The sequence below is a fragment of the Bradyrhizobium huanghuaihaiense genome (assembly GCF_025200885.1).
GTDB classification, from domain to species: Bacteria; Pseudomonadota; Alphaproteobacteria; order Rhizobiales; family Xanthobacteraceae; genus Bradyrhizobium; species Bradyrhizobium huanghuaihaiense.
The window spans coordinates 2708247-2734983 of sequence record NZ_CP104172.1; the positions used below are offsets into that span (position 1 = coordinate 2708247).

Sequence of the window (26737 nt, forward strand, 5' to 3'; positions counted from 1 at the left end):
AACGCGAGGATGTCCGGTATTAGCTCCTGCGATCGCGCGCTCCTCAATAGCAGGGCGGGTAGGGGTAATATCCACAAGCCCGGCGATAGCCATAGGCACCATAAGCCCCATAGGCTGCAGCTCCGGCCGCTGCTGCACCATAGTAGGCGCGTCGATGGACCCTGCGATTGACACCTGCAACGCTTCCGGGCGTAAGGGGACGCCCGACGCGGGCCTCGGCTGTGTCAGTGGACACGGTCAACGCGTCCACCGGCGAGTAGCGGAACGACAGGGGCGTTACCGTGAACAGCGCGGCGACTACGAACAGTCCAAGCAGCTTGGCATGTCTGGTCATGTATTCTCTCCCTTTGCAGGACGACGAGAAAACGTGACATGCCGATGAGCCCTACCATTGACCGAAATCAAAGGTCGCACTTCCGGGGTGGAGCGCAAGCAACGCGCCGTGGTGACGCTCTTGGCAGAATGCGCCATCTATCGGGCAGGCGGTACCTCGCCACGCTCCGCATGACCGAACGCCTTCGCCCAATCGCATGATCCGCGCTTCACGAGATCAAGCGTGTGCAGCGTCGATGATTTTCGGGATGGTGCCATCATGCCAGTGTTTTGCCCGACGGCGCAACCGGCGTAGTCCGTAGCCCGGATGGAGCGCAGCGCAATCCGGGTCCGGTGATGCTCTTCGGCGAGATTCCCGAATTTCGCTGCGCTCCATCCGGGCTACGGAATCGCACCCGCGCAACCCATTGATTTCACAGCCCCTGCCTACTGTGCATGGGGTTGTTTTCGCAGTTTTAGTTTTGAGAGGGGCTATCCCGCGCCGAGTGCGACGGCGACGTTGTACGTCACGAGGCTCGCCGCATAGGCCAGCACCAGCATGTAGGTGAAGGTGACGGCCATCCATCCCCAGCTTCCGGTCTCGCGCCGGATCACGGCCAGCGTCGAGGCGCATTGGGGCGCGAAGATGTACCAGGCCAGCATCGACAGCGCAGTGGCGAGCGACCATTTCGTCGCCAGCACCTGGCCGATCTGCTCGGCCGCTTCCTTGCCGCCTTCGATGGCGTAGACGGTGCCGAGCGCTGCGACCGCGACCTCGCGGGCGGCCATGCCGGGGATCAGCGCCACCGCGATCTGCCAGTTGAAGCCGACAGGGGCGAGCAGGGGCTCGAGCGCCTTGCCGATCATCGCGGCGAGGCTGAAGTCGATGGCGGGCTCGGTGCTGCCTGCCGGCGGCTGCGGGAACGAGGCCAGGAACCAGATCAGCACCATCATCGAGAAGATCGTCGTGCCCGCGCGCTGCAGGAACATCTTTGCGCGGGTGTAGATGCCGATCGCGATCGATTTCAGCCTGGGCATCTTGTAGTCCGGCAGCTCCAGCATGAACGGCGCCGGCGCATAGTCGCGGATCATGAAGAACTTGATCACGAACGAGACGGCGAGCGCGCTGACGATGCCGGTGGTGTAGAGGCCGAACATCACGAGGCCCTGCAGGTTGATGAAGCCCCAGACGTCCTTTGCCGGAATGAAGGCGGAGATGATCAGCGTGTAGACCGGAATGCGCGCCGAGCAGGTCATCAGCGGCGCGATCAGGATCGTGGTCAGCCGGTCGCGCTTGTTGTCGATCACGCGCGTCGCCATGATGCCGGGAATGGCGCAGGCAAAGCTCGACAGCAGTGGAATGAAGGCGCGGCCGTGCAGGCCGGCGCCGCCCATGATGCGGTCCATCAGGAACGCGGCGCGCGCCATGTAGCCGAAATCTTCCAAGAGCAGGATGAACAGGAAGATGAGGATGATCTGCGGCAGGAACACGATGACGCTGCCGACGCCGGAGATCACGCCGTCCTGAAGGAAGCTCTGGAGCAGGCCGTCGGGAAGGGTGGCTTTCACGAGCTCGCCGAGCGCGTCGAACCCTGACTTGAGCAGATCCATCGCCGGCTGCGCCCAGGCGAACACCGCCTGGAACATCACGAACAGGATCAGCGCCAGCACGATGAGCCCGCCGACCGGATGTAGCACGACGGCATCGATCCGCGCGGTCCAGGTGTCGGGCCTGGCAGGCAGGCTGACGCAGTCGGCGATGATGCGGTCGGCTTCGCGTTGGGTGGCGCGCAGCTCGGAGACGCTGAGCGCACGCCAGCTGTTCTCCTGCGGCTCGCTGGCGAGCTTGGCCGAGATCTCGTCGGTCAGCGCCAGCAGGTCGGCCGTGCCGCCCTTGCGCACCGCGATCGAGGTCACCACGGGCACGCCGAGCTCCTTGGCGAGCCGCTCGACGTCGACCGTGATGCCGCGGCGGGACGCGATGTCGAACATGTTGAGGACGAGGATCATCGGCCGCCCGGTGCGCTTCAGTTCGAGCAGCAGGCGGATGGTCAGGCGCAGATTGGTGGAATCGGCGACGCACAGCACGAGATCGGGCACGATCTCGCCGGAGGCCTTGCCGAGCACGAAGTCGCGGGTGATCTCCTCGTCCGGGCTGCGGCCGCGCAGCGAATAGGTGCCGGGCAGGTCGACCACGGAGACCTGGCGGCCGAGCGGGGTGACGAAGAAGCCCTCCTTGCGCTCGACGGTGACGCCCGGATAGTTCGCGACCTTCTGCCGGCTGCCGGTCAGGGCATTGAACAGCGAGGTCTTGCCGCTGTTGGGCGTGCCGACCAGGGCGAGATGCAGCAGGGGTGCTTCCATGGGATCAAAGGCCTGGGGCAGTTATCCGGTCGCTGACTAGGCGACGATGATGGCCATGGCTTCGCGCCGGCGGACCGCGATCGTGATGCTGTCGACCCTGACCGCGATCGGGTCGCGCCCGACCAGCCCCTCGTGCAGGACCTCGACCCGGGCGCCCTCGACGAAGCCAAGCTCGATCAGGCGGCTTTCGAGCTCGATGTCCGAAAGCGCAGAGCCCGTATCCTTGGTGGAAAGGTGCTGGATGACGCCGGTATAGCCGCGCAGGGCCAGACCCAGCGGCATATGCGGGCGCGTATCATCATGGTCGGTCATGCCCTGTATTTTCAACGCAGGGCATTGAGGTCAAGCGCACTCGGCGGCCGAAACTGCACCTTAGAGTGATTTTAAAGTGCAGACGCCGGAGTCGCGCCGGAAACACGCCCCGGCGGCTATTGCGCCGGGACCTTGTCCGGCTGGGCGGCCATGGCCCGGCTCTTGAAGTAGTCGAGCACGAACAGGCGGATCGCCGAGGACAGATTGCCCTGCTGGCGGTTGCCGTCGATCTCGCCGACGAGCTCGGACAGCGTCATGTTACGCAGGCCCGAGATCTCCTTCATGCCGTTCCAGAACGCTTCTTCCAGGCTGACGCTGGTCTTGTGGCCGGCGACGACGATCGATCGCTTCACGACGGGCGACTTCATGGCTGCTCCTCGCGATCGATCTGATGCTGGTCCAGGTGCGCCTTCGCCTTGTCCGCGCGCGTCTCCTCCGCCGACCGCTCCGCCTTGGTGCGGCCGAACTTCGTCCGGTTGGCGTCCGCCTGCTTCGCCGAGGCTTCCCGCTCGGCGCGTTTCCTGAAACGATTCAGGTTGATGACGTTCCCCATGCCGCGTCTCCATCACCCGATCCTCGGCAGGCAGGATGAAATATTCAGGGGGCGGCATTGCGCCCCAAAAGACTTGATGGTCATTCGCTCGTCCTCGTCAATCGGCCCTTCGGGCCATCAAACGATGAATTTCGCCCCGTCAGGGCGGTGGGGCTTGCGTAACACGCCGCCCCCCCGGAACATTGACGGTAATCAAGTCCCGCCCCCAAAACCGCATATTTCTGAGCGTCCAGCGTCCGTATGATTACGGATGACTATCGGAATTCGGAAATCTAGCCCGGGCTGGTCATCTTCTCGGGGCGCACCAGGCGGTCGAATTCGTCGGCCGAGACGAACCCGAGCCGCAGCGCCTCCTCCTTCAGCGTGGTGCCGTTGGCATGGGCGGTTTTGGCCACCTTGGCGGCGTTGTCGTAGCCGATCTTGGGGGCCAGCGCCGTCACCAGCATCAGCGAGCGCTCCATCAGCTCCCTGATGCGCTTTTCGTCGGCGCGGATGCCGCTGGCGCAATGCTCGGTGAAGGAGCGCGCGGCATCCGCCATCAGGCGGATCGAGTGCAGCATGTTGTAGGCCAGCACCGGCTTGTAGACGTTGAGCTCGAAATGGCCCTGGCTGCCGGCGACCGTGATCGCGGTGTGGTTGCCGAACACCTGGCAGCACACCATGGTCATCGCCTCGCACTGCGTCGGATTGACCTTGCCCGGCATGATCGAGGAGCCCGGCTCGTTCTCCGGCAGGATCAGCTCGCCGAGCCCCGAGCGCGGACCCGATCCGAGCAGGCGGATGTCGTTGGCGATCTTGAACAGGCCGGTCGCGACCGAGTTGATGGCGCCGTGCGCCAGCACATAAGCATCGTTCGAGGCCAGCGCCTCGAATTTGTTGGCGGCGCTGGTGAAGGGCAGCTTCGTGATCCCGGCGACATGCTTTGCGAACAGCTTTGCAAAGCGCGGCTTCGAATTGAGGCCGGTGCCGACCGCGGTGCCACCCTGCGCCAGCGGGTAGAGATCCTTCACCGCGACCTTGAGCCGCGCGATGCCGCTCTCGACCTGCGCGGCATAGCCGGAGAATTCCTGGCCGAGCGTCAGCGGCGTCGCATCCTGAGTGTGGGTGCGGCCGATCTTCACGATCTTGGAAAATTCCTTCTCCTTCTTGCGCAGCGCGCGGAGCAACTCGCCGAGGGCGGGAACGAGATCGACGTTGATTCGGCTTGCCGCCGCAATATGCATCGCGGTCGGGAAGGAGTCGTTCGACGACTGGCTCATGTTGACGTGGTCGTTGGGATGCACCGGCTTCTTGGCGCCGAGCTCGCCGCCGAGCAGCTCATTGGCGCGGTTGGCGATCACCTCGTTGAGGTTCATGTTGCTCTGCGTGCCCGAGCCAGTCTGCCACACGACAAGCGGGAAATGGTCGTCCAGTCTGCCCTCGATCACCTCGCGCGCGGCGCGGATGATGGCATTGGCGCGGCGCTGGTCGAGCAGGCCGAGCTCGAGGTTGGACTGCGCGGCAGCGAGCTTGACCATGCCGAGCGCATGCACGAGCGAGATCGGCATGCGGTCGGTGCCGATGCGGAAATTCTGCCGCGACCGCTCGGTCTGCGCCCCCCAATAGCGATCGGCGGGCACTTCGATGGGACCGAAGCTGTCGGTCTCGATGCGAGTTGCGGGGCGGGCGGTCTTCGAGCGGGCAGCTTTGGCCATGAGCACATCCATTCTGCCGCGCGAAACGCCGTGCGGCCTCTTCATGCGCTCTTCTATACAGGCAGTTTGACCGGGCGCGATGGCTCCGCGCGACAGCCTAGATCATTTCTTGCGGAAACGATCGAGCCGCACGACCTCGGCTCCGCCCTGGTTCGGCGGGGTCGGCTCTTCGGCGGTCTCCGCCTTCTCGGCGGCGGGCGCCGGCACGGCGACAGCCGACGGGGCAGGCGCTGCCGGCAAATTCTCCGGCGCCACCTCGGCGACGTCGGACGTATCGAACTGGAGGCCGAATTTCACGGACGGATCGAGGAAGCTCTTGATGGCGCTGAACGGCACCACCAGCCGCTCCGGAATGCCGCCGAAGGACAGGCCGACCTCGAAGCGGTCTTCGAGCACGGTCAGGTCCCAGAACTGGTGCTGGAGGATGATCGTCATCTCTTCCGGATATTGCGCCAGCAGCCGCGACGACAGTTTCACGCCCTCGGCCTTCGATACGAAGGTGATGAAGAAATGGTGCTCGCCCGGCAAGCCATGGGATGCGGCGTCGGTCAGCACCTTCCGCAGCACGCCGCGCAGTGCGTCGCGGGCCAGCACATCGTATCGGATATGATCGGTCGCCATGGTGGTCCTGTTGCATCCCCCAAGCCGGACCCTGCCGGTCCGACTCGCCAAGCCGCGATAGTACCGCGCCTGATGGGTCAGCAGGAGTCCCCGCCGGGAAGAAATGAAATGTAAGTGGAGGCTTCTGTTGCCAGGTGCCTCCGAACCCCGCCTAGCGGAGCTTAACCCGCTAGGACTTTAAAGTGGTCTTTCAAACTGCGTTACGCAGCCTGAGCAACCGGAGCAAAGTTGTCGTTGGCAACTATTGCAGTAGCCCGATAACGGCGGAACAATACCGGGAAAAAGTACGCCCTTTACGCCCTCGTCGATCCTATTTCGCCCCCGCCAAAGCCCGCGTTCAGGGCCTGCCCGATGTGGGCTTTGGTGGAGGCGCCGGGTACCGCCCCCGGGTCCGAATGGTTTATTGCGACGACCGTTTATTTCCATAGCCGGCGAACCGGCACCCCCAATATAGGGGGCAAAGGTTTCAAAAAACAGAGGTTTCGAGCGGCGATGTGCGGTTCCCTTTGGATAGGTTCCGGATGGCGGCTGATCCGATCTTGGCCGCGCCGCGGCCTCGGTTCTAAGCTCCTGACATGTCCGCCGATTCAGCACCGGCCGCCCAAGAGCCGGACCATCCGACCAGCGCTGCCGCCCCGCCCAGCCTGACCGCGCTCTTCGCCGCCTTCGCCCGGATGTCGCTGGCGGGTTTCGGCGGGGTCCTGGTGTTTGCGCGGCGGGCCATCGTCGGGCAGCACCGCTGGATGACGCCGGACGAGTTCAACGAGACCTTCGCGCTCTGCCACTTCCTGCCCGGCCCCAACATCGTCAATCTGTCGATGGTCTTTGGCGCGCGGCTGCGCGGGATCGCGGGTGGCATTGCAGCCTTTGCCGGGTTGCTGCTGCCGCCGACGCTGATCATGACCGTGCTCGCGATCGCCTACGCCCGGTTCGGCGACCTCGAGGTGCTGCGTCGTATCCTCGCAGGCATCTCCTGCGCCGCGGTCGGCCTCCTGATCGCCGTGGTCTTCCGCATGATGACGCCGCTCCTGAAGCGGATGGAAGCGGTCGCGCTGATCCTGATGCTCGGCGTCTTCCTCGCCATCGGCGTGCTCCGCCTGCCGCTTCAGGCCGTGCTGCTGGTCGCGATCCCCGTGAGCATCGGCGCGACCTTCCTCCTGCGGCGGAAGGTAGCAGCGTGAACGCCGAGAGCCCGCTCTGGGCACTGATCTCGACCTTCGGCCTGATGTCGCTGTTCGCGGTCGGCGGCGCCGCCGCGGCGGTGCCCGAGATGCACCGCATCGCGGTCGACGTGCATCATTGGATGACCGACAAGCAGTTCGCCGATGCCTATGCGATCGCACAACTCTCGCCGGGTCCGAACGTACTTATCGTGACGTTAATCGGCTATGCCGTCGCCGGCATCCCCGGTGCGCTCGCGGCGACGCTGGCGATGTGCCTGCCGATCGCGCTGGTTGCCTATTATGTCAGCCGTCTCCTCAATCGGCCCAGCCAGTCGCGCTGGCCGGCCCTGATCCAGGCTGCACTGGTTCCGCTCTCGATCGGATTGATGGCGGCGAGTGCCCTGATCCTGGCCCAGTCGACCGACCGGACGATTGCTGCAGTGCTTCTGACCGCGATGGTTGCGGTGATCGCATCGATCTCGCGCATCAATCCTCTCTGGCTCTTGCTCGCCGGCGGCCTGTTGGGTTTTGCTGGCATTGTGTGATGAAAATCGCTAGGCAGTGCTGCGGCCCCGGGGATCCCTTTCCAGCCGATTTAGAACAACAGTGCTCGTGACTTACGGGTCGCGGAGGAGACATGCATGGCCGAGACGATGGGCCACTCAGCGACAGCCACCCGAAACACCAAGGTGGTGATCGGTTTCTGCCTGCTGGCGATAGCGCCACAGATCTTCGAATTCATCTGGTCGATCGGGACCATCTTCGGCTGGGGTGCCGGACGCGGCCCGGCCACCGTGCTGATCAGCCACGCTACCGCGCTGGTCGCCGGTGCTCCCGCGGCCCTGATCGGAGCGGCCGGCGGTGAGACCAAGAAGGCGTCCTCCGATGTGCTGCTGGCGCTGATCTATTCCTATCCGATCCTTGCGGTGGCGATCGTCACGCTGTTCATGACCGTCCGGTCGGCGCAGGATTATGTAGGCGGCGTCATTCTGATGGCGGTCGCGCTGTTCGCGCTGTGGGCGTCGAGCGATCTGCAGGGCATGCGCGGCTTCTCGTTCGGCGCGGGCACCGCGCCGCGGATGTTCGGCGGGCTTCTGGTCGCCCTGTCCGCCGCCATCGCCCTGACCGGCCTTCTGGCCGACGGGCCGTCGATGGCGCATTATTCCTGGCGCGGGCCGCTGTTCGTGATGGTCGCGATCCTGTTCTTCGCGCTGGCGATCCGGCCGCTCGGGCTCGTGGTCACCGCGTTCGTGAGCTTCATGATCGCGGCGACAGGGTCGCATGAGACACGCTGGTTGGAGGCCGCGATCGTCGGCGCCTGTCTGACGCTCGGCTGCGCGATCCTGTTCCCCTACGTGCTCGGACTGCCGATGCCGATGTTTCCGCGTTTCCTGATCCAGTGAGGGCGTGATGGATATTTTTGCCAACCTCGCTCACGGCTTTGTCGTAGCGCTCTCTCCCATCAACCTGCTGATGTGCCTGATCGGTGCCCTCGTCGGCACGCTGGTCGGCGTTCTCCCTGGTATCGGCACCATCGCGACGGTCGCGATGCTGCTGCCGATCACCTTCGGCCTGCCGCCGGTCGGCGCGCTGATCATGCTCGCCGGCATCTATTACGGCGCGCAATATGGCGGTTCGACCACGTCGATCCTGGTCAACATTCCCGGTGAGGCGACATCCGTCGTCACCGCCATCGACGGCCACCAGATGGCCAAGCAGGGCCGTGCCGGCCCGGCGCTGGCGATCGCCGCGATCGGCTCGTTCTTCGCCGGCTGCGTCGCAACTATCTTGATCGCCGTGCTCGGCGCGCCGCTCACAAAGCTGGCGCTGGCGTTCGGTCCGGCTGAGTATTTCTCGCTGATGGTGCTCGGCCTGATCTTCGCAGTGGTGCTGGCCAAGGGCTCGGTGCTGAAGGCGATCGCGATGATCGTGTTCGGCCTCCTGCTCTCGATGGTCGGCTCGGACATCGAGACCGGCGCCTCGCGCATGGCCTTCAACATTCCGGAGCTGGCCGACGGTCTCGGCTTTGCGACGGTGGCGATGGGTGTGTTCGGCTTCGCCGAGATCATCCGCAATCTCGACGCCGGCGCCGAGATGAACCGCGACCTCGTGCAGCAGAAGATCACCGGCCTGATGCCGACCAGGAAGGACCTGGTCGACTCGACGCCACCGATCCTGCGCGGCACCGTGCTCGGCTCGATCCTCGGCATTCTGCCGGGCGGCGGCGCCGTCATCGCCTCGTTTGCGGCCTATACGCTCGAGAAGAAGCTCGCGAAGGATCCGAAGCGGTTCGGCCGCGGCGCGATCGAAGGCGTGGCGGCGCCGGAAAGCGCCAACAACGCCGCAGCGCAGACCTCCTTCATCCCGCTGCTCACCCTCGGCATCCCGCCGAACGCGGTGATGGCGCTGATGGTTGGCGCGATGACCATCCACGGCATCGTGCCGGGTCCGCAGGTGATGCAGAAGCAGCCCGACCTCGTCTGGGGCATGATCGCCTCGATGTGGATCGGCAACCTGATGCTGATCATCATCAACCTGCCGCTCGTGGGCATCTGGGTCCGCCTGCTGCGCGTGCCTTACCGGCTGATGTTCCCCTCGATCGTGATCTTCTGTGCGATCGGCATCTACTCGGTGAACAACGCGCCCGTCGACGTCATCCTCGCCGGCGTGTTCGGGCTCGTCGGCTACTGGCTGATCAAGCACGATTTCGAGCCGGCCCCGCTGCTGCTCGGCATGGTGCTCGGACCGCTGATGGAAGAGAACCTGCGCCGTGCGCTGCTGATCTCGCGCGGCGACTGGAGCGTGTTCCTGACGCGTCCGTTGTCGGCGGTGCTGCTGGCGATCTCGCTGGGCCTGCTGGTGCTCACGGTGTTGCCGACGCTGCGTGCCAAGCGCGACGAGGTGTTCACCGAGTCGGAGAACTAGCCGCGGCGCCCTGCGTCCGCGCGCCGCATTCGGAAGTCGAATCGACGTATGTGATGTCTTCGTGACATGAAAATGCCGGCCCTTGTGGCCGGCATTTTTGTTTGTGTCCCGGGGAAACGATATGACCTCTCTTCGCGCGCTTGCTACGGGCGCATGTGCTGCCGCGCTCGCATCGCTCTGCGCCTTTGTTGCACCTGCGAAGGCGCAAAACTATCCGACGCGCAGCATCACCATGATCGTGCCGTTCGCCGCGGGCGGGCCGACCGATGTCATCTCGCGCATCGTCACCGCACACATGGCGCAGACGCTTGGTCAGAGCATCATCATCGAGAACGTGGTCGGCGCCGGCGGCACCACCGCGACCACGCGTGCGGCGCGTGCCGCCAATGACGGCTATACGCTCATCACCGGGCATATGGGTACGCACGCGGCGTCCGTGCCGCTCTATCCGAAGCTCGCCTATCATCCCGAGAAGGATTTCGAGCCGATCGCGCTGCTCGCGGGCACACCGATCCTGATCCTCGCGCGCAAGGACTTTCCGCCGAAGGACCTGAAGGAGTTCGTGGCTTACGTGAAGGCCAATGCCGAGAAGGTGAACGCGGCGCATGCCGGCGTCGGCTCGGTCTCGCACGTCTCCTGCGAGCTCCTGCACTCCATCCTCGACGTCAAGCCGGTCGGCGTGCCCTTCAACGGCACCGGCCCCGCGATGAATGCGCTGGTGGGGGGGCAGGTCGATTACATGTGCGACCAGATCGTCAATGCTGTGCCGCAGATCAACGCCGGCACCATCAAGGCCTATGCGATCGCAACGCCGGAGCGCAATCCGTCGCTGCCGAACGTGCCCACCACGACTGAAGCGGGACTGCCTGCGTTCCAGGCCCAGGCCTGGAACGCGATGTTCGCGCCCAAGGGAACTTCGCCCGCGATCATTGCGAGCCTGAACGCCGGCGCCATCAAGGCGCTCGACGACGAGACCGTGAAGAAGCGCCTGCTCGAGCTCGGCAGCGTCATCCCGGCGCCCAAGGACCGGACGCCCGAGGCCCTGGCGACCCTCGTCAAGAACGAGATCGCGAAGTGGACCCCGGTGCTCAAGCCGGCAACTTAATCAGCACTTTCAAGCCGATAGGCGAGGGGCGGGACGCAAGTTCCGCCCCTTGTCGTTTGCCGCGGGAACGCTCACCTTTTCCTTGTATAATCTGTGGGAGCAGCGAATCGCTGCTGTCGCAGCGCGGGGGCGGCCGTTAAGTTCGCCGCCTCCCAAAGGCTCAGTCGCACATGCACCAATATCAGGACCTGCTCGAGCGGATTCTTTCAGACGGCGCCGAGAAGACCGATCGGACCGGCACCGGCACGTTGTCGGTGTTCGGTCATCAGATGCGTTTCAATCTGTCTGCCGGCTTCCCGATGCTGACCACCAAGCGGCTGCCGCTGAAGGCGATCGTGCACGAGCTGTTGTGGTTCCTGAAGGGCGACACCAACATCAAATATCTGCGCGACAACGGCGTCACCATCTGGGACGAGTGGGCCGACGCCAATGGCGATCTCGGCCCGGTCTACGGCCATCAGTGGCGCTCCTGGCCCACAGCCGACGGGCGCAGCATCGACCAGATCGCCAATGTCATCGACATGATCAAGCGCACCCCGGACTCCCGCCGGCTGATCGTCACTGCCTGGAATCCGGCCGACGTCGAGAAGATGGCGTTGCCGCCCTGCCATCTGCTGTTCCAGTTCTACGTCGCGAACGGCAAGCTGTCGTGCCAGCTCTATCAGCGCTCGGCCGACGTCTTCCTCGGCGTGCCCTTCAACATCGCCTCCTATGCGCTGCTCACCATGATGGTCGCGCAGGTCACCGGTCTGAAGCCCGGCGACTTCGTGCACTCGCTCGGCGATACTCATCTCTACTCCAACCATCTGGAGCAGGCGCGGCTTCAGCTCACGCGCGCGCCGCGCGCGCTGCCGGTGATGCGGATCAACCCTGATGTGAAGGACATCTTCTCCTTCCGCTACGAGGATTTCGAGCTCGTCGGCTACGATCCGCATCCGCACATCAAGGCGGAAGTCGCGGTCTAGCGCGGATGTCGGTCAACATCCGCCGCGTGCGCCCGGGCGAAGCCGGTCTCGTTCTCTCTTTCATCCGCGAGCTCGCCGAATACGAAAAGCTGTCCCATGAGGTCGAGGCAACCGAGGCTGACATCGCGGAGGCGCTGTTCGGCGAGAGGCCGCAGCTCTATTGCGCGATCGCCGAGTGGAACAGCGAGCCGGTCGGCTTCGCGGTCTGGTTCGCCAATTTCTCCACATTCAGCGGCCGCCACGGCATCTATCTCGAAGATCTCTATGTGCGGCCGTCGCATCGGGGCAGGGGCCTCGGCAAGGCGCTGCTGGTCTATCTTGCCAGGGAGTGCGTCGAGAACGGCTGGTCGCGCCTGCAATGGGCGGTGCTCGACTGGAACGCGCCGTCGATCGCGTTCTACAAATCGCTCGGCGCCGTCATGATGGACGATTGGACGCTGTGCCGCGTCACCGGGCCTGCGCTGACGCAGCTTGCCGGGAGCTCTGCTTGATGGACATCGTCTTCGTCGTCGCGATCGCGGAAAACGGCGTCATCGGCGCGGGCAATGCGATGCCGTGGCGATTGAAGTCCGACATGGCGCGCTTCAAGGCGCTCACGATCGGCAAGCCCGTGATCATGGGCCGCAAGACCTTCGAATCCCTGCCCCGCCGTCCCCTGCCGGGCCGCACCAACATCGTCGTCACGCGCGATGCGGCCTATCGCGCCGCTGGTGCCATCGTCACGACATCCGCCGCGGATGCCGGCGCGGTTGCGCTTGGCGATGCCCTGCGGCGTTCAGTCACCGAGATCGCCGTGATCGGCGGCGCCGAGATCTTCCGGCAATGGCTCGATCGTGCCGATCGCCTCGAAATCACCGAAGTGCATGCGCGGCCCGAAGGCGACACGCATTTCGACATCGACAGGGCGGAGTGGGACGAGATGGCGCGCATCCGTCATCCTGCCGGGCCCGACGACAGCGCCGACTACTCCTATGTGACATATCGTCGGCGGCCGCCCCGTTAACCGCATTCGCCAATGTTAACATTGACTTTTCTGCCTTCGGGCTTAGCTCGGAAGGTGGCGAGGGCTGCGTTGTAAGGGACCTGCCTGTCCCCTATAAAGCCGGACCGGACAAAGCGGGCGGGGGCAATTCAACCCTGCCGAGGAGAGCGTCGAATGCCGTGGAAGAATCAGGGCGGTGGCCCATGGGGCTCGGGTCCGAAGGGACCGTGGGGCTCAGGCCCGCAACCGGTTGGGCCGAGGCCGCCGGATCTGGAAGACCTTCTGCGGCGCGGCCAGGACCGCCTTCAGCAGATCATGCCGGGCGGCTATTTCTCCGGCGTCGGCATCACGCTGATCATCCTGCTCATCATCGCGTTCTGGCTGCTGTCGGGCTTCTTCCGCGTGCAGTCCGAAGAGCGCGGCGTCGTGCTGCGGTTCGGCAAGCATGTCCGCACCGTGGACCCCGGCCTGAATTATCATCTGCCCTATCCGATCGAGACCGTGCTGCTGCCGAAGGCGCTGCGCGTCAACACCACCTCCATCGGCATGACCCTGATCGACGATCCGGCGCGGCGCGGCCGCTCCATCCGTGACGTGCCGGAAGAGAGCCTGATGCTCACCGGTGACGAGAACATCGTCGACGTCGACTTCACCGTGCTGTGGCGCATCAAGCCCGATGCCGGCGGCGTCGGCGACTTCCTGTTCAACATCCAGAACCCCGAAGGCACCGTGAAGGCGGTCGCCGAGAGCGCAATGCGCGAGGTGATCGGCCGCTCGCAGATCCAGCCGATCCTGACCGGCGCTCGCAACACGATCGAGCAGGGCGTGCAGGAGCTGATCCAGCGGACGCTCGACAGCTACGGCGCCGGCATTCTCGTCACCCAGGTGCAGATGCAGAAGGTCGACCCGCCCGCGCAGGTGATCGACGCTTTCCGTGACGTGCAGGCGGCGCGCGCCAATCTCGAGCAGCTGCAGAACGAAGCGCAGACCTATGCCAACCAGGTGGTGCCGCAGGCCCGCGGTCGTGCGGCGCAGATCCAGCAGGCCGCCGAAGGCTACAGGGAGCAGGCGATCGCCGAGGCCAAGGGCCAGAGCGCGCGCTTCCTGAAGGTTTACGAAGAATACAAGAAGGCGCCCGACGTGACGCGTGAACGGATCTATCTCGAGACGATGGAGCGCGTGCTCGGCGGTGCCGACAAGCTCGTCTATGACGGCGGTCCCTCGGGCCAGGGTGTCGTGCCCTTCCTGCCGCTCAACGAATTGACGACCAAGCGGCCGCCTACCACCGGTCAGCCCTCGAGCGGAGGTACCCGATGAGGTCTCCGGTCACAGGTATCGTCACGCTGCTCGGTCTCCTGCTCGTCGTGATTGTCGGCTACATGTCGCTGTTCACGGTGCAACAGACCGAACAGACCATCGTGCTGCAGTTCGGCAAGCCCGTCGACGTCGTCACCGCCCCGGGCCTGCACTTCAAGGCGCCGTGGAATTCGGTGATCAACATCGACAAGCGGATTCTCGATCTGGAGAACCCGTCGCAAGAAGCGATCGCGTCCGACCAGAAGCGGCTCGTAGTCGACGCCTTCGCGCGCTACCGCATCAAGGACGCGCTGCGCTTCTATCAGAGCGTCGGCTCGATCCAGGCTGCCAACATCCAGCTCACCACGCTCCTGAACGCGGCGCTGCGCCGCGTGCTCGGCGAGGTCACCTTCATCAACGTGGTGCGCGACGATCGCGAGAAGCTGATGCAGCGCATCCGCGACCAGCTCGATCGCGAGGCCGACGGCTACGGCATCCAGGTGGTGGACGTCCGGATCCGGCGCGCCGACCTGCCGGAGCAGAACAGCCAGGCGGTCTATCTGCGCATGAAGACCGAGCGCGAGCGCGAGGCCGCCGAGTTCCGCGCGCAGGGCGGCCAGAAGGCGCAGGAGATCCGCTCCAAGGCCGACCGCGAGGCGACCGTGATCATCGCGGAAGCCAATTCGCAGGCCGACCAGACCCGCGGCGCGGGCGATGCCGAGCGCAACCGCCTGTTCGCCGAGGCCTACAGCAAGGATGCCGACTTCTTCTACTTCTACCGGTCGATGACGGCATACGAGAACGGGCTGCGTGCGAACGACACCCGCTTCCTGCTGCGGCCGGAGTCGGATTTCTTCCGGTATTTCGGTAACCCGACCGGCAAGAGGGCGGCCGAGACGCCGGCGAAGCCTTAAGCTAGACAGGGGCGGCAGTTCTGCCGCCCTTCGTCCAGACAAGAACAGCACTACGGGAGGTTCCAATCCGATGAGGTCCATTGCGTTCGCCGACTTCCTCATCGGCTTGGGCATCCTGTTCGTGCTGGAAGGCTTGATGTTTGCGGCAAGTCCAAACTGGATGCGCAAGGCCATGAAGAGTGCGATGGCCACTCCCGACCACATCCTGCGAGCGGTCGGGATCGGTTCGGCCGTCGTCGGCCTGATCCTGATCTGGGTGATGCGCCGTCCGATTTAGCCGAAGAGCCAACGCCAAAGTGAAGGCGAGAAGCCGGTTTTCGCCATATTATCCGGGTCTTGAGACCCGTTAAGGTCCGCGCTTGCGCCGTGCCCCCGTTCGAGCGCAGTCTGGCGCCGAATCCTTATTTCTCTGGAGATCACAATGACCGCTGCCATCATTGCCCCGACCCGCTTGCGCCATGGTGTGCGAATTGGGCTGGCCGCGCTCGCCATCAGCGCTTTCGGCGCGCTTGGCACCCCGGCTCAGGCGCGCGGGCCGGAGGGCATCGCCGACGTCGCCGAGAAGGTGATCGACGCGGTCGTCAACATCTCGACCTCGCAGACTGTCGAGGCCAAGGGCGGCGCCAACACCATGCCGCAGCTGCCGCCCGGCTCACCCTTCGAGGAGTTCTTCGACGACTTCTTCAAGAACCGCAGGGGCCCCGGTGGCGGCGGCAAGGGCGGCGACAGCGGCAGCAGCCCGCCGCCGCGCAAGACCAACTCGCTCGGAAGCGGCTTCATCATCGACACGTCAGGCGTCGTCGTCACCAACAACCACGTCATCGCGGACGCCGACGAGATCAACGTCATCCTCAACGACGGTACCAAGATCAAGGCGGAGCTGGTCGGCGTCGACAAGAAGACCGATCTCGCAGTGCTGAAGTTCAAGCCGACCAAGCCGCTGGTTGCGGTGAAGTTCGGCGACAGCGACAAGCTGCGCCTCGGCGACTGGGTGGTCGCGATCGGCAATCCCTTCAGCCTGGGGGGAACGGTGACGGCCGGCATCGTCTCGGCCAAGAACCGCGACATCTCGTCCGGTCCCTATGACAGCTACATCCAGACCGACGCCGCCATCAACCGCGGCAATTCCGGCGGCCCGCTGTTCAACCTCGAAGGCGACGTCATCGGCGTCAACACCCTGATCATCTCGCCCTCCGGCGGCTCGATCGGCATCGGCTTCGCCGTGCCGTCGAAGACGGTCGCGGGCGTCGTCGACCAGCTCCGCCAGTTCGGCGAGCTGCGCCGCGGCTGGCTGGGGGTGCGCATCCAGAGCGTCACCGACGAGATTGCCGAGAGCCTCAACATCAAGCCGCCGCGCGGCGCGCTGGTTGCCGGCGTCGATGACAAGGGCCCGGCCAAGCCCGCCGGCATCGAGCCCGGCGACGTCGTCGTCAAGTTCGACGGCAAGGACGTCAAGGATCCGAAGGACCTGTCCCGCGTCGTCGCCGACACCGCGGTCGGCAAGGAGGTCGACGTCGTCATCATCCGCAAGGGCCAGGAAGAGACCAAGAAGGTCACGCTCGGCCGTCTGCAGGATCCCGAGAAGGTGCAGGCCGTGGTGAAGACCGACGAGCCGGCGCCGGAGAAGCCGGTGACGCAGAAGGCGCTCGGTCTCGATCTCGCGGCGCTGAACAAGGACCTGCGCACGCGCTACAAGATCAAGGAGAGCGTCAAGGGCGTGGTCGTCACCAATGTCGACGCCAATTCGGATGCCGCCGAAAAGCGTCTCTCGGCCGGCGACGTCATCGTCGAGGTCGCGCAGGAAGCCGTCTCCAGCGGTGCCGACATCCAGAAGCGCGTCGACCAGCTCAAGAAGGACGGCAAGAAGTCGGTGCTGCTGCTGGTCTCGAACGCCGACGGCGAGCTGCGGTTTGTCGCGCTGAGCGTGCAGTAGTCGAGGCACGGTCTCGCACCGCGGCATGGTCTCGTAGGGTGGGCAAAGCGAAGCGTGCTCACCATCTTTCTGCCGTCTCAACGAGCGGTGGGCACGGCGCAAGTGCGCCTTTGCCCACCCTACGGCTGCGGAGCGTGTAGCAACGATTGCAGAGGCTACCCCTCCACGAACTCGTCCCGCCGATAACCCTGCGCATAGAGCAGCGCGGTGAGATCACCGTGATCGATCCGCGCCGCTGCGGCTGCTGCCACCGTCGGCTTGGCGTGATAGGCCACGCCGAGCCCAGCCGCCTGGATCATCGCGAGATCATTGGCGCCATCGCCGACCACGACCGAGTCGACGTCGTCGAGATCGAACGACTCCATCAGATCCACCAGCGTCGCCAGCTTCGCGGCGCGGCCCAAAATCGGCTCCTTCACCTCGCCGGTGAACTTGCCGTCGCGCACGACCAGTTCGTTGGCGCGGTTCTCCTGGAAGCCGATCTTGGCGGCGACGACGCTCGTGAACAGCGTGAAACCGCCGGAGACGAGGCAGGTGTAGGCGCCGTGCGCGCGCATGGTCGCGACCAGCGCACGGCCGCCCGGCGTCAGCGTGATGCGCTTATCCAGCACCTCGTCGACGACATTGGCGGGAAGGCCCTTCAGCAGCGCGACGCGCTCGCGCAGCGCCGGCTCGAACTCGATCTCGCCGCGCATCGCGCGCTCGGTGATCGCGGCGACATGGGCCTTCATGCCGACGAGATCGGCAAGCTCGTCGATGCATTCCTGGCCGATCATGGTGGAGTCCATGTCGGCGAGAAAAAGCTTCTTGCGCCGGAAGCCGGCAGGCTGCACGACGATATCGATGGGCAGGTCGCCGCGAAGCTCGCGCAACCGCTGCTCGATGGCGTGACGGTCGCCTTCGAGGTTACTGTCGGCGCCGAAGGGAATGTCGACCGCAACCCCGTCGAACAGCCAGTGCGCGGGAGCTGCCTGGGGCAGCACGGCGCGGGCGCCGTCGACGATGGTAGAGTCGAGCGCGGGATTGTCAGGGTTGCAGATCAGCGTGGCGACGAGGGACATTTGAGGTTTTTGTGAGCGAGGGGCATTCGAGCAAGGCGGTGCTTATCGCAGGCCCGACCGCCAGCGGCAAGTCGGCGCTGGCGCTCGAGCTTGCCCTCAGCGCGGGCGGCACCGTCATCAACGCGGATTCCATGCAGGTCTATCGCGACCTCCGCATCATCACGGCACGTCCGACCCATGGCGATGAGGCGCGAGCGCCGCATCGCCTCTACGGCCATGTCGATGCGGCCGTCAATTTCTCGGCCGGGGCCTGGGTTGCCGACGCAGCGAAGGCGCTCGAGGAGGCGCGTGCCGAAGGCCGGCTGCCGATCTTCATCGGCGGCACCGGGCTCTATTTCAAGGCGCTCACGGCGGGCCTTTCCGTGGTGCCGCCCATCCCCGCCGAGCTGCGCGAAGACGTGCGGGCGCGGCTGGAGCGGAACGGCGTCGAGGCGCTGCATGCGGAACTCGCTGCCCGCGATCCGCGCGCGGCTGGCCGCTTGAACCTGCGCGACCGCACCCGCATCGCGCGCGCGCTCGAAGTGGTCGAGGCGACCGGGCGCTCGCTGCTGGATTGGCACCAGGAGGGCCAGCCGCCGCTGCTGCCGAGGGACAGTTTTCGGGCGGTATTCCTCGCCCCCGAGCGCGACGACCTCTATGCCCGCATCGACGCCCGCTTCGATGCCATGCTGGGGGGCGGCGCCCTGAGGGAGGTCGAGCGGCTCGCCGCGCGCGGTCTTGATCCGCTGCTGCCGGCGATGAAGGCCCACGGCGTGCCGGCCCTGATCCGGCATCTGCGCGGAGAGCTCAGCCTGGACGAGGCCGCCACGATCGGCCGCGCCGACACCCGCCACTACGCCAAGCGCCAGTTCACCTGGTTCCGGCACCAATTGCCGGAATTCGAGTGGGTCAAGCCGGAAGAGGCGAGGGGATGGTTAGCTGCCAGCGTCAGCGCGGCCGGAGACGAGAGGTGAGAGCCTCGCTCTGTCGTCATTCCGGGGCGCGCGCAGCGCGAGCCCGGAATCCATAATCCCAGGCGCTCATGTGGCGATGGCTGCCGGCACCTACCTCGGACCTACGGACGGCCTGTGGCTATGGATTCCGGGCTCGATGCTTCGCATCGCCCGGAATGACGTCAGAGGGCGGCGCTGACGCGCATTTGTGCCGGGTTCCCGAATTTACCTCTCGCCGAACCCCGGGAACGCCGCTACACTGCCAAAATCGCGCGGGAACGGCCACATTGCCTTGACATCCGGGCTTTGGCCGCTATGTTTCGCGCAACCTTTGGGAAGCCGGGCGCCTGCCATGCGTAACATTATTACCAAACTCCTTATCGCCGTCGTACCCAGGCACACCGCCGGGGATGGCTAGCTGCCATCCACAAGACAGGCGGTGTGCATGGGCCCTCTTCGGGGCCTTTTTTATTTCCCGAACCCAGAACGAAGCCGCTGACAACAGCGCATCCGGAGCAAGCCAATGAGCGACAAGAGCCACGATCCGAACCAGATGACCGGCGCCGCGATGATCGTCCGCGCGCTCATCGATCACGGCGTGACCGACATTTTCGGCTATCCCGGCGGCGCGGTGCTTCCGATCTATGACGAGATCTTCCAGCAGAGCGAGGTCCAGCACATCCTGGTCCGCCACGAGCAGGGCGCAGGTCACGCCGCCGAGGGCTATGCGCGTTCGACCGGCAAGCCCGGTGTTGCGCTGGTGACCTCCGGACCCGGTGCCACCAACATGGTGACGCCGCTGACCGATGCCCTGATGGACTCCATCCCGCTGGTCTGCATCTCCGGCCAGGTGCCGACGCATCTGATCGGCAACGACGCCTTCCAGGAATGCGACACCGTCGGCATCACGCGTCCCTGCACCAAGCACAACTGGCTCGTGCGCGACGTCAACGACCTCGCGAAAGTCCTGCATGAGGCCTTCTACGTTGCGACCTCGGGCCGTCCGGGCCCGGTGCTGGTCGACGTGCCCAAGGACGTGCAGTTCGCGACCGGCACCTATCATCCGCCACGCAAGTCCGACGTGCACCGCTCCTACGCGCCGCGCGTCAAGGGCGATGCGACACAGATCCGCAAGGCGGTCGCGCTGCTCGCGAACGCAAAGCGTCCCGTGATCTACAGCGGCGGCGGCGTGATCAATTCCGGTCCCGAAGCGACCAAGCTGCTGCGCGAGCTCGTCGAGGTCACCGGTTTTCCGATCACCTCGACGCTGATGGGCCTCGGCGCCTATCCGGCCTCGGGCAAGAACTGGCTCGGCATGCTCGGCATGCACGGCACCTACGAGGCCAACATGACGATGCATGATTGCGACGTCATGCTGTGCGTCGGCGCGCGCTTCGACGACCGCATCACCGGCCGCGTCGACGCGTTCTCGCCGGGCTCGAAGAAGATCCACATCGACATCGACCCGTCCTCGATCAACAAGAACATCCGCGTCGACGTGCCGATCATCGGCGACTGCGGCAACATCCTCGGCGACATCCTCCAGGTGTTCAAGGCGGAGGCGAAGAAGCCGGACATCAAGTCGTGGTGGCAGCAGATCGCGCAGTGGCGCGCCCGCAACTCGCTCTATTACAAGAAGAGCAACGACGTCATCCTGCCGCAGCACGCGATCCAGAGCCTGTTCGAGGCGACGCGCGGCAAGGATACGTACATCACGACCGAGGTCGGCCAGCACCAGATGTGGGCGGCGCAGTTCTACGGCTTCGAGGAGCCGCATCGCTGGATGACGTCGGGCGGTCTCGGCACCATGGGCTACGGCCTGCCGGCCGCGGTCGGCGTGCAGGTTGCGCACCCGGACAGCCTCGTCATCGACATCGCGGGCGACGCCTCGGTGCAGATGACGATGCAGGAGATGTCGACGGCGGTGCAGTACGAGCTGCCGATCAAGATCTTCATCCTCAACAACCAGTACATGGGCATGGTGCGCCAATGGCAGCAGCTGCTCCACGGCAACCGCCTGTCGCATTCCTATTCCGAGGCGCTGCCGGACTTCGTCAAGCTCGCGGAAGCCTATGGCGCCGTCGGCCTCCAGGTGCACAAGCCGGGCGATCTCGATGGCGCGATCCAGGAGATGATCTCGGTCAAGCGCCCGGTGCTGTTCGACTGCCGCGTCGCCGCGCTCGAAAACTGCTTCCCGATGATCCCCTCCGGCAAGGCGCACAACGAGATGTTGCTGCCGGAGCAGGCCAACGACGAAGCCACCGCCAAGGCGTTCGCCGGCGGCAAGGCGCTGGTGTGAGGCCATGTTCGACCTGAGGGAGCTCGAGCGCGCACATGCGATCGTGGGGCAGGCGGTGCCGGCAACGCCGGCGCGCGGCTGGCCGCTGCTCGCTGAACGCCTCGGGACCGAGGTCGTGGTCAAGCACGAGAACCACACGCCGATCGGCGCCTTCAAGGTGCGCGGCGGGCTCGTCTATCTCGACCGGCTGAAGCGCGAGCGGCCGAACACACCGGGCATCATCTCGGCGACGCGCGGCAATCACGGTCAGAGCCTGGCCTTTGCCGCGAGCCGCCACGGCGTGCCGGCGGTGATCTATGTGCCGCGCGGCAATTCGGTCGAGAAGAACCGCGCGATGAAGGCCTTTGGTGCCGAGCTCGTCGAGCACGGCGAGGACTTTCAGGCGGCACGCGAGGAAGCCGAGCGCCGCGCGCAGTTCGCCGGGCTCCACATGGTGCCGTCGTTCCATCCGGACCTCGTGCTGGGTGTCGCGACCTACGCGCTGGAGCTGTTCAGGTCCGCGCCCGATCTCGACATCCTCTATGTGCCGATCGGGCAGGGCTCCGGCATCTGCGGCTGCATCATGGCGCGCGACCTGCTCGGCCTGAAGACCGAGATCGTCGGTGTGCAGTCGACGGAAGCGCCGTCCTATGCGCTGTCGTTGGCGGCCGGCAAGATCGTGACGACCGAGACTGCCAATACACTCGCAGACGGCATGGCGACGCGCATCCCCGACGAGGATGCGTTCGCGCTGATCCGCAAGGGCGCCTCGTGCATCGTAGAGGTCAGCGACGACGAGGTCGCCGCCGCGATCCGCGCCTACTGGACCGACACCCACAATCTCGCCGAAGGCGCCGGCGCCGCCGCGCTGGCCGCGGCGCTGCAGGAAAAGAGCAAGCTGAAGGGCAAGCGCGTCGGTCTCGTGCTGTCCGGCGGCAATATCGATTTCGATCTGTTCCGCCGTTGGGTCGGGACGGACGCGCCAGCGATGGCGTGACGGAGAGACAAGAGGGGACGACAATGAACCAGCCCGCATCCGCCTATTTCATCGAGGACCGCCACGATCCCAACGAGACGCACACGCTTGCGGTGCTCGTGCAGAACGAGCCGGGCGTGCTTGCGCGCGTCATCGGCCTGTTCTCGGGTCGCGGCTACAACATCGAGAGCCTCACGGTCTCGGAGACCGAGGCCCAGAAGCATCTGTCGCGCATCACCATCGTCACCACGGGTACGCCGATGGTGATCGCGCAGATCAAGAACCAGCTCGACCGCATGATCCCGGTCTACCAGGTCGTCGACATGACTCAGACCAAGCGCTCGATCGAGCGCGAGCTCGCGATGGTGAAGGTGCGCGGGCAGGGCGAGCATCGGGTCGAGGCGCTCAGGCTCGCGGACGCGTTCCGCGCCCGGGTGATCGACGCCACCACCGAGAGCTTTGTGTTCGAGATCACAGGCAATACGGACAAGATCAATCAATATATCGATCTGATGCGCCCGCTCGGCCTTGTCGAGGTGTCGCGTACGGGTGTTGCCGCGATCGGTCGCGGGCCTGAAGGGATGTGAGCCATGCTGGCGCGCGACTGGTACTACAACGAGCGGAACCGGATGGGGATCGAGCCCGCCGTGGCGTCGATCTACGACAACCATGACGATGCCGATCTGCGGGCGCGCGCCGCGCTGAAAATGCTCGGGGTCCAGCGCGGCTGGCGCATCGCCGACATCGGCTGCGGCAACGGCGTGCTCGCCACCGAAGCGGCGCTGATGGGCGCCGAGGTCGACGCCATCGACATCTCGCCGGCGATGCTGGCGCTCGCCGAGATCTACGCACGCGACCGCAAGGCGCCCGTGCGCACCCAGTCCGCCGGCCTGCTCAGCTTCGCCTATCGGCCGGAATCCTATGACCTCATCGTCAGCGAGTTCACGCTGCACCATCTGCCGGATTTCTGGAAGGCGGTGGCGATGTCGCGGATCTATCGCGCGCTGAAGCCGGGTGCGAGCTTCTACTTGCGCGACATCGTCTATGCGTCGATGCCTGACGCCGTCGAGCGCGACGTCGAGCAATGGGCCGACTTCCAGATCAAGAACCACGATTTCTCGCGCGAGGGCGTGGTGACGCATATGCGCGACGAATATTCCACCTTCGGCTGGGTGATGGAGCGGATGCTGACCGACGTCGGCTTCACGCTGGTCTCGGCCGACTACCACGCACCGATGCACGGCACGTATCTGCTGCGGAAACCGAAAGCCGGCGAGCAAGGCTAGACCAGAACAACAAACAGGGCTGCAGGACAAAGCAGAACCGGAAACAACAATGAAGCCGGCCGACATCCTCATCGCCGTCATGGTGGCGATCATCTGGGGGCTTGCCTTCGTGGCGAGCCGGATCGCGCTCGACGAGCTGCCGCCGGAGCTGATGACGGCACTGCGCTTTACCATCGCCGCGGTGCCGTGCCTGTTCATTCCCAAGCCGAAGGTCGCCTGGTCGCTGCTGATCGCGATCAGCTTCACGCTGTTCCTCGGTCAGTTCCTGTCGCAGGCCTACGGCATTGCCCACGGCGTGCCGGTGGGCCTGACCAGCGTCGTCGTGCAGAGCCAGGCCCTGTTCACGATCGGCTTTGCCGCGCTCGCGTTCGGCGAGCGGCCGACGCCGATGCAGACGCTGGGCATCGTCGTTGCTGCGATCGGCCTGCTGATGATCTGCGGCACCGTCGGCTATGATTTCAGCGTTGCCGCCTTTGCGGTGCTGATGATCTCGCCGCTCAGCTTTGCCGTCGGCAATCTGCTGCTGCGCGGCGCCCGCGGCGTGCCGATGTTCGACCTGTTTGCCTGGCTGTGCCTCGCCTCGGCCGTGCCGCTGTTCGTGCTGGCGCTGATCGCCAACGGACCGGTGGCGACATGGACGTCCCTGACGCACTTGTCGCTCGCGTCGGCGCTCTGCATGCTGATGCTCGGCGGCATCTCCACCAGCATCGCCTATTGGCTGTGGGGCCGCCTCTTGCGCGACTATCCCGCGGCCCAGGTGGTGCCGTTCGCGCTGCTGGTGCCGTTCGTCGGCTCCGCCGCCTCCAGCATCGTGTTCGGTGAACGGTTCGGCCCGCTGCGCCTCGCCGGCATGCTCACCGTGATCGGTGGTATCGCCGTGATGGTGCTGGCGAGGCGCCCGCAAGTCCTGCCGAAGACCGCGTGAGGTGAACATGGCCTACTCGCTGTTCTATGCCTTCCTCGCCTTCATGGTGGTGATGTACTTCACGCCCGGGCCGAACAACATCATGCTGCTGTCCTCCGGCCTGACCTACGGCTTCCGCCGCACCATCCCGCACATCGTCGGCATCGTCATCGGCTTTGCCTTCATGGTCGCCACCGTCGGCCTCGGGCTCGGCACCGTGTTCCTGGCCTATCCGATCCTCCAGACCATTCTGAAATATGCCGGTGCGGTCTACCTGATCTATCTTGCTGCGGTGATCGCCATGTCCAGTCCGACCACGCCGGGCGGCGACAGCGGCCGCGGTCCGATGACCTTCTGGGGCGCGGCCATGTTCCAGTGGATCAACGCCAAGGGCTGGGTGATCGTGATCGGCACCATCACCGCCTACGCGGCGATTGCCCAGTTTCCCATCAACATCGTGATCCAGACCCTGATCAGCCTGCTCGTCGGCACGGTCTCGACTGTGGTCTGGGCGCTGTTCGGCACTGCATTGCGGCCGATCCTGACCTCCGAGCGGCTGGTCCGCGCCTTCAACATCCTGATGGCGATCCTGCTGCTGGCCTCCCTCTACCCCGTTTTCATGGATGCATGATGCCGCGGATTTCCATGCAGAAACGGGTTTCCCTCAGGGCTGAAAATGCTCTAGACAGCCCCCGAAATCCGCAAATTTCACCCTTCGGACACTGACCATCGGCCGATTTTCGGCCCTGAACGAGGAAACGACCTATGCGTGTTTATTACGATCGCGACGCCGACCTGAACCTGATCAAGGGCAAGAAGGTCGCCATCGTCGGCTACGGCAGCCAGGGCCACGCCCATGCGCTCAACCTGAAGGATTCCGGCGTCAAGGAAGTCGCCATTGCGCTGCGCAAGGACTCGAGCTCGGTCAAGAAGGCGGAAGCCGCCGGCTTCAAGGTGATGGAAGTCGCCGAAGCCGCCAAATGGGCCGACCTCGTCATGATGCTGACCCCGGACGAGCTCCAGGGCGACATCTATCGCGAGCACCTGCACGACAACATGAAGAAGGGCGCCGCCCTCGTGTTCGCGCACGGCCTCAACGTCCACTTCAACCTGCTCGATCCGCGCGCCGACCTCGACGTGCTGATGATCGCGCCGAAGGGCCCCGGCCACACCGTGCGCTCGGAGTATCAGCGCGGCGGCGGCGTGCCCTGCCTGATCGCGATCGCCAAGGACGTCTCGGGCAACGCTCATGACCTCGGCCTGTCCTACGCCTCGGCCGTCGGCGGCGGCCGCGCCGGCATCATCGAGACCACCTTCAAGGAAGAGTGCGAGACCGACCTGTTCGGCGAGCAGGTGGTGCTCTGCGGCGGCCTGGTCGAGCTGATCAAGGGCGGCTACGAGACCCTGGTCGAAGCCGGCTACGCGCCGGAGATGGCCTATTTCGAGTGCCTGCACGAAGTGAAGCTGATCGTCGACCTGATCTATGAAGGCGGCATCGCCAACATGAACTACTCGATCTCCAACACCGCCGAGTACGGCGAGTATGTCACCGGTCCGCGCATCATCACGGACGAGACCAAGAAGGAGATGCGCAAGGTTCTGGCCGACATCCAGGGCGGCAAGTTCGCCCGCGACTGGATGCTCGAGAACAAGGTCAACCAGACCTCGTTCAAGGCGACCCGCGCCAAGCTCGCCGCGCACCCGATCGAGGAAGTCGGCGCGAAGCTCCGCGACATGATGCCCTGGATCAAGAAGGGCGCGCTGGTCGACAAGAGCAAGAACTGACGGCTACGCCGTCATTCCGGGTTCGCGCGAACGCGCCCCGGAATGACGAGCGAAGCACAAGCTTCGCTTGCCAAACCAAATCTTAAAACCTTCGCGGCTATGGTGGAGCGAGATCGCAGACAGCGGTCTCGCTCTTTCCTTCTCGCCTTCTCGCGCGAAGCATTGCTGCTTCATTCAAATTCTTCGCGAGTTGACGTGCTCCTTGAGACCAAGAACTGACGCTTAAACCACATTCTTGGCATCGCGTCGTTTTCAGAACTTTTTTAGAAGTCCGGGTTCGTCAAAAGCCGTGCGTCTTCAGGGCTAAGGATTCGGCGCTTTATCCGCTTGTTTAAGGCGCTTCGACCTCCTGTCGCAACGTTCGCACGCCGCTTCA

The 26737-nt window shown here is 65.0% G+C and carries 27 protein-coding genes and 1 other RNA gene; 20 read left to right on the forward strand and 8 right to left on the reverse strand.

Going from position 1 to position 26737, the window contains the following annotated elements; translation table 11 throughout:
• Positions 1 to 804: 804 nt before the first annotated feature.
• The 7 genes from feoB to ssrA all read right to left on the reverse strand — a co-directional run bounded on the left by feoB (position 805) and on the right by ssrA (position 6336).
• Positions 805 to 2676, reverse strand: coding sequence for a ferrous iron transporter B (feoB, locus tag N2603_RS12775; RefSeq protein ID WP_018640862.1), 1872 nt, complete (start codon positions 2674 to 2676; stop codon positions 805 to 807).
• 36 nt (positions 2677 to 2712) lie between these two features.
• The gene (locus N2603_RS12780) at positions 2713 to 2988 is read right to left on the reverse strand and encodes a FeoA family protein (RefSeq protein ID WP_018640861.1); all 276 of its coding nucleotides are present in this window, start codon (positions 2986 to 2988) and stop codon (positions 2713 to 2715) included.
• A gap of 116 nt (positions 2989 to 3104) precedes the next feature.
• Positions 3105 to 3356 (reverse strand): ribbon-helix-helix domain-containing protein, encoded by a 252-nt coding sequence (locus N2603_RS12785; RefSeq protein WP_018640860.1) that lies wholly within the window; start codon positions 3354 to 3356, stop codon positions 3105 to 3107.
• Positions 3353 to 3541: a DUF4169 family protein gene (locus N2603_RS12790; RefSeq protein WP_018640859.1), complete on the reverse strand. Its 189-nt coding sequence runs from the start codon at positions 3539 to 3541 to the stop codon at positions 3353 to 3355. The genes N2603_RS12785 and N2603_RS12790 overlap by 4 nt, the downstream gene beginning before the upstream one ends.
• A gap of 272 nt (positions 3542 to 3813) precedes the next feature.
• Entirely contained in the window at positions 3814 to 5247 is a 1434-nt protein-coding gene (fumC, locus tag N2603_RS12795; RefSeq protein ID WP_260424188.1) for a class II fumarate hydratase, read from the reverse strand.
• 90 nt (positions 5248 to 5337) lie between these two features.
• Entirely contained in the window at positions 5338 to 5856 is a 519-nt protein-coding gene (locus N2603_RS12800; protein WP_018640857.1) for an SspB family protein, read from the reverse strand.
• A 113-nt stretch (positions 5857 to 5969) separates the two neighbouring features.
• Positions 5970 to 6336, reverse strand: a transfer-messenger RNA (tmRNA) gene (gene ssrA, locus N2603_RS12805).
• A 95-nt stretch (positions 6337 to 6431) separates the two neighbouring features.
• Between ssrA and N2603_RS12810 the strand changes: the two genes are divergently transcribed.
• The 12 genes from N2603_RS12810 to N2603_RS12865 all read left to right on the forward strand — a co-directional run bounded on the left by N2603_RS12810 (position 6432) and on the right by N2603_RS12865 (position 17139).
• Entirely contained in the window at positions 6432 to 7037 is a 606-nt protein-coding gene (locus N2603_RS12810; RefSeq protein WP_260389051.1) for a chromate transporter, read from the forward strand.
• Positions 7034 to 7564 carry a chromate transporter gene (locus N2603_RS12815; protein ID WP_260389052.1) on the forward strand — a complete coding sequence of 177 codons (531 nt, stop codon included), beginning with the start codon at positions 7034 to 7036 and terminating at the stop codon, positions 7562 to 7564. Before N2603_RS12810 ends, N2603_RS12815 begins: the two co-directional genes overlap by 4 nt.
• Before the next feature lie 96 nt (positions 7565 to 7660).
• Positions 7661 to 8422 carry a tripartite tricarboxylate transporter TctB family protein gene (locus tag N2603_RS12820; RefSeq protein WP_260389053.1) on the forward strand — a complete coding sequence of 254 codons (762 nt, stop codon included), beginning with the start codon at positions 7661 to 7663 and terminating at the stop codon, positions 8420 to 8422.
• A 7-nt stretch (positions 8423 to 8429) separates the two neighbouring features.
• Complete coding sequence (locus N2603_RS12825) at positions 8430 to 9944, forward strand: tripartite tricarboxylate transporter permease (RefSeq protein ID WP_260389054.1); 1515 nt, start codon at positions 8430 to 8432, stop codon at positions 9942 to 9944.
• A 121-nt stretch (positions 9945 to 10065) separates the two neighbouring features.
• Entirely contained in the window at positions 10066 to 11049 is a 984-nt protein-coding gene (locus N2603_RS12830; protein WP_260389055.1) for a tripartite tricarboxylate transporter substrate binding protein BugD, read from the forward strand.
• Between the two features lie 170 nt (positions 11050 to 11219).
• A complete protein-coding gene (locus N2603_RS12835) occupies positions 11220 to 12014 on the forward strand; it encodes a thymidylate synthase (RefSeq protein WP_014493053.1) in 795 nt (264 codons plus the stop codon).
• 5 nt (positions 12015 to 12019) lie between these two features.
• Positions 12020 to 12505 carry a GNAT family N-acetyltransferase gene (locus N2603_RS12840; RefSeq protein ID WP_260389058.1) on the forward strand — a complete coding sequence of 162 codons (486 nt, stop codon included), beginning with the start codon at positions 12020 to 12022 and terminating at the stop codon, positions 12503 to 12505.
• Entirely contained in the window at positions 12505 to 13017 is a 513-nt protein-coding gene (locus N2603_RS12845) for a dihydrofolate reductase (protein WP_260389059.1), read from the forward strand. Before N2603_RS12840 ends, N2603_RS12845 begins: the two co-directional genes overlap by 1 nt.
• Positions 13018 to 13170: 153 nt before the next feature.
• Positions 13171 to 14313, forward strand: a complete 1143-nt coding sequence (gene hflK, locus N2603_RS12850; protein WP_018640849.1) for an FtsH protease activity modulator HflK — start codon at positions 13171 to 13173, stop codon at positions 14311 to 14313.
• Positions 14310 to 15206, forward strand: a complete 897-nt coding sequence (gene hflC / locus N2603_RS12855; RefSeq protein ID WP_018640848.1) for a protease modulator HflC — start codon at positions 14310 to 14312, stop codon at positions 15204 to 15206. The genes hflK and hflC overlap by 4 nt, the downstream gene beginning before the upstream one ends.
• A 70-nt stretch (positions 15207 to 15276) precedes the next feature.
• Positions 15277 to 15483, forward strand: a complete 207-nt coding sequence (locus N2603_RS12860) for a DUF2065 domain-containing protein (RefSeq protein ID WP_018640847.1) — start codon at positions 15277 to 15279, stop codon at positions 15481 to 15483.
• A gap of 144 nt (positions 15484 to 15627) precedes the next feature.
• Positions 15628 to 17139, forward strand: coding sequence for a Do family serine endopeptidase (locus N2603_RS12865; protein ID WP_018640846.1), 1512 nt, complete (start codon positions 15628 to 15630; stop codon positions 17137 to 17139).
• 155 nt (positions 17140 to 17294) lie between these two features.
• Here the strand turns inward: N2603_RS12865 and serB are convergent, their stop codons facing one another.
• The gene (serB, locus tag N2603_RS12870; protein WP_260389060.1) at positions 17295 to 18200 is read right to left on the reverse strand and encodes a phosphoserine phosphatase SerB; all 906 of its coding nucleotides are present in this window, start codon (positions 18198 to 18200) and stop codon (positions 17295 to 17297) included.
• An 11-nt stretch (positions 18201 to 18211) separates the two neighbouring features.
• On the opposite strand from serB, the gene miaA reads away from it, so the two are divergent.
• From miaA to ilvC, 8 genes are all read left to right on the forward strand, one after another.
• Positions 18212 to 19153 (forward strand): tRNA (adenosine(37)-N6)-dimethylallyltransferase MiaA, encoded by a 942-nt coding sequence (gene miaA / locus N2603_RS12875; RefSeq protein WP_260389062.1) that lies wholly within the window; start codon positions 18212 to 18214, stop codon positions 19151 to 19153.
• A 502-nt stretch (positions 19154 to 19655) separates the two neighbouring features.
• Positions 19656 to 21431 (forward strand): acetolactate synthase 3 large subunit, encoded by a 1776-nt coding sequence (locus tag N2603_RS12880; RefSeq protein ID WP_239626301.1) that lies wholly within the window; start codon positions 19656 to 19658, stop codon positions 21429 to 21431.
• Positions 21432 to 21435: 4 nt separating this feature from the next.
• Entirely contained in the window at positions 21436 to 22407 is a 972-nt protein-coding gene (locus tag N2603_RS12885; RefSeq protein WP_260389063.1) for a threonine dehydratase, read from the forward strand.
• A gap of 23 nt (positions 22408 to 22430) precedes the next feature.
• A complete protein-coding gene (gene ilvN / locus N2603_RS12890) occupies positions 22431 to 22973 on the forward strand; it encodes an acetolactate synthase small subunit (protein ID WP_018640841.1) in 543 nt (180 codons plus the stop codon).
• 3 nt (positions 22974 to 22976) lie between these two features.
• A complete protein-coding gene (locus N2603_RS12895) occupies positions 22977 to 23672 on the forward strand; it encodes a class I SAM-dependent methyltransferase (RefSeq protein ID WP_018640840.1) in 696 nt (231 codons plus the stop codon).
• Positions 23673 to 23721: 49 nt separating this feature from the next.
• Entirely contained in the window at positions 23722 to 24597 is an 876-nt protein-coding gene (locus N2603_RS12900) for an EamA family transporter (protein WP_260389066.1), read from the forward strand.
• A 7-nt stretch (positions 24598 to 24604) separates the two neighbouring features.
• Entirely contained in the window at positions 24605 to 25207 is a 603-nt protein-coding gene (locus N2603_RS12905; protein WP_260389068.1) for a LysE family translocator, read from the forward strand.
• A gap of 134 nt (positions 25208 to 25341) precedes the next feature.
• Positions 25342 to 26361 carry a ketol-acid reductoisomerase gene (ilvC, locus tag N2603_RS12910; RefSeq protein WP_018640837.1) on the forward strand — a complete coding sequence of 340 codons (1020 nt, stop codon included), beginning with the start codon at positions 25342 to 25344 and terminating at the stop codon, positions 26359 to 26361.
• Positions 26362 to 26737: the final 376 nt, after the last annotated feature.

What these genes read in the sequence shown, in the direction of transcription:
- N2603_RS12865 (WP_018640846.1), top strand. Translation starts at nt 15,628, where the DNA reads ATGACCGCTGCCATCATTGCCCCGACCCGCTTGCGCCATGGTGTGCGA.
- N2603_RS12885 (WP_260389063.1), top strand. Translation starts at nt 21,436, where the DNA reads ATGTTCGACCTGAGGGAGCTCGAGCGCGCACATGCGATCGTGGGGCAG.
- N2603_RS12835 (WP_014493053.1), top strand. Translation starts at nt 11,220, where the DNA reads ATGCACCAATATCAGGACCTGCTCGAGCGGATTCTTTCAGACGGCGCC.
- ilvN (WP_018640841.1), top strand. Translation starts at nt 22,431, where the DNA reads ATGAACCAGCCCGCATCCGCCTATTTCATCGAGGACCGCCACGATCCC.
- N2603_RS12800 (WP_018640857.1), bottom strand. Translation starts at nt 5,856, where the DNA reads ATGGCGACCGATCATATCCGATACGATGTGCTGGCCCGCGACGCACTG.
- feoB (WP_018640862.1), bottom strand. Translation starts at nt 2,676, where the DNA reads ATGGAAGCACCCCTGCTGCATCTCGCCCTGGTCGGCACGCCCAACAGC.
- hflK (WP_018640849.1), top strand. Translation starts at nt 13,171, where the DNA reads ATGCCGTGGAAGAATCAGGGCGGTGGCCCATGGGGCTCGGGTCCGAAG.
- N2603_RS12780 (WP_018640861.1), bottom strand. Translation starts at nt 2,988, where the DNA reads ATGACCGACCATGATGATACGCGCCCGCATATGCCGCTGGGTCTGGCC.
- N2603_RS12790 (WP_018640859.1), bottom strand. Translation starts at nt 3,541, where the DNA reads ATGGGGAACGTCATCAACCTGAATCGTTTCAGGAAACGCGCCGAGCGG.
- serB (WP_260389060.1), bottom strand. Translation starts at nt 18,200, where the DNA reads ATGTCCCTCGTCGCCACGCTGATCTGCAACCCTGACAATCCCGCGCTC.
- N2603_RS12860 (WP_018640847.1), top strand. Translation starts at nt 15,277, where the DNA reads ATGAGGTCCATTGCGTTCGCCGACTTCCTCATCGGCTTGGGCATCCTG.
- N2603_RS12785 (WP_018640860.1), bottom strand. Translation starts at nt 3,356, where the DNA reads ATGAAGTCGCCCGTCGTGAAGCGATCGATCGTCGTCGCCGGCCACAAG.
- N2603_RS12810 (WP_260389051.1), top strand. Translation starts at nt 6,432, where the DNA reads ATGTCCGCCGATTCAGCACCGGCCGCCCAAGAGCCGGACCATCCGACC.
- ilvC (WP_018640837.1), top strand. Translation starts at nt 25,342, where the DNA reads ATGCGTGTTTATTACGATCGCGACGCCGACCTGAACCTGATCAAGGGC.
- N2603_RS12830 (WP_260389055.1), top strand. Translation starts at nt 10,066, where the DNA reads ATGACCTCTCTTCGCGCGCTTGCTACGGGCGCATGTGCTGCCGCGCTC.
- N2603_RS12820 (WP_260389053.1), top strand. Translation starts at nt 7,661, where the DNA reads ATGGCCGAGACGATGGGCCACTCAGCGACAGCCACCCGAAACACCAAG.
- N2603_RS12825 (WP_260389054.1), top strand. Translation starts at nt 8,430, where the DNA reads ATGGATATTTTTGCCAACCTCGCTCACGGCTTTGTCGTAGCGCTCTCT.
- N2603_RS12900 (WP_260389066.1), top strand. Translation starts at nt 23,722, where the DNA reads ATGAAGCCGGCCGACATCCTCATCGCCGTCATGGTGGCGATCATCTGG.
- hflC (WP_018640848.1), top strand. Translation starts at nt 14,310, where the DNA reads ATGAGGTCTCCGGTCACAGGTATCGTCACGCTGCTCGGTCTCCTGCTC.
- N2603_RS12905 (WP_260389068.1), top strand. Translation starts at nt 24,605, where the DNA reads ATGGCCTACTCGCTGTTCTATGCCTTCCTCGCCTTCATGGTGGTGATG.
- N2603_RS12880 (WP_239626301.1), top strand. Translation starts at nt 19,656, where the DNA reads ATGAGCGACAAGAGCCACGATCCGAACCAGATGACCGGCGCCGCGATG.
- N2603_RS12845 (WP_260389059.1), top strand. Translation starts at nt 12,505, where the DNA reads ATGGACATCGTCTTCGTCGTCGCGATCGCGGAAAACGGCGTCATCGGC.
- N2603_RS12895 (WP_018640840.1), top strand. Translation starts at nt 22,977, where the DNA reads ATGCTGGCGCGCGACTGGTACTACAACGAGCGGAACCGGATGGGGATC.
- fumC (WP_260424188.1), bottom strand. Translation starts at nt 5,247, where the DNA reads ATGGATGTGCTCATGGCCAAAGCTGCCCGCTCGAAGACCGCCCGCCCC.
- N2603_RS12840 (WP_260389058.1), top strand. Translation starts at nt 12,020, where the DNA reads ATGTCGGTCAACATCCGCCGCGTGCGCCCGGGCGAAGCCGGTCTCGTT.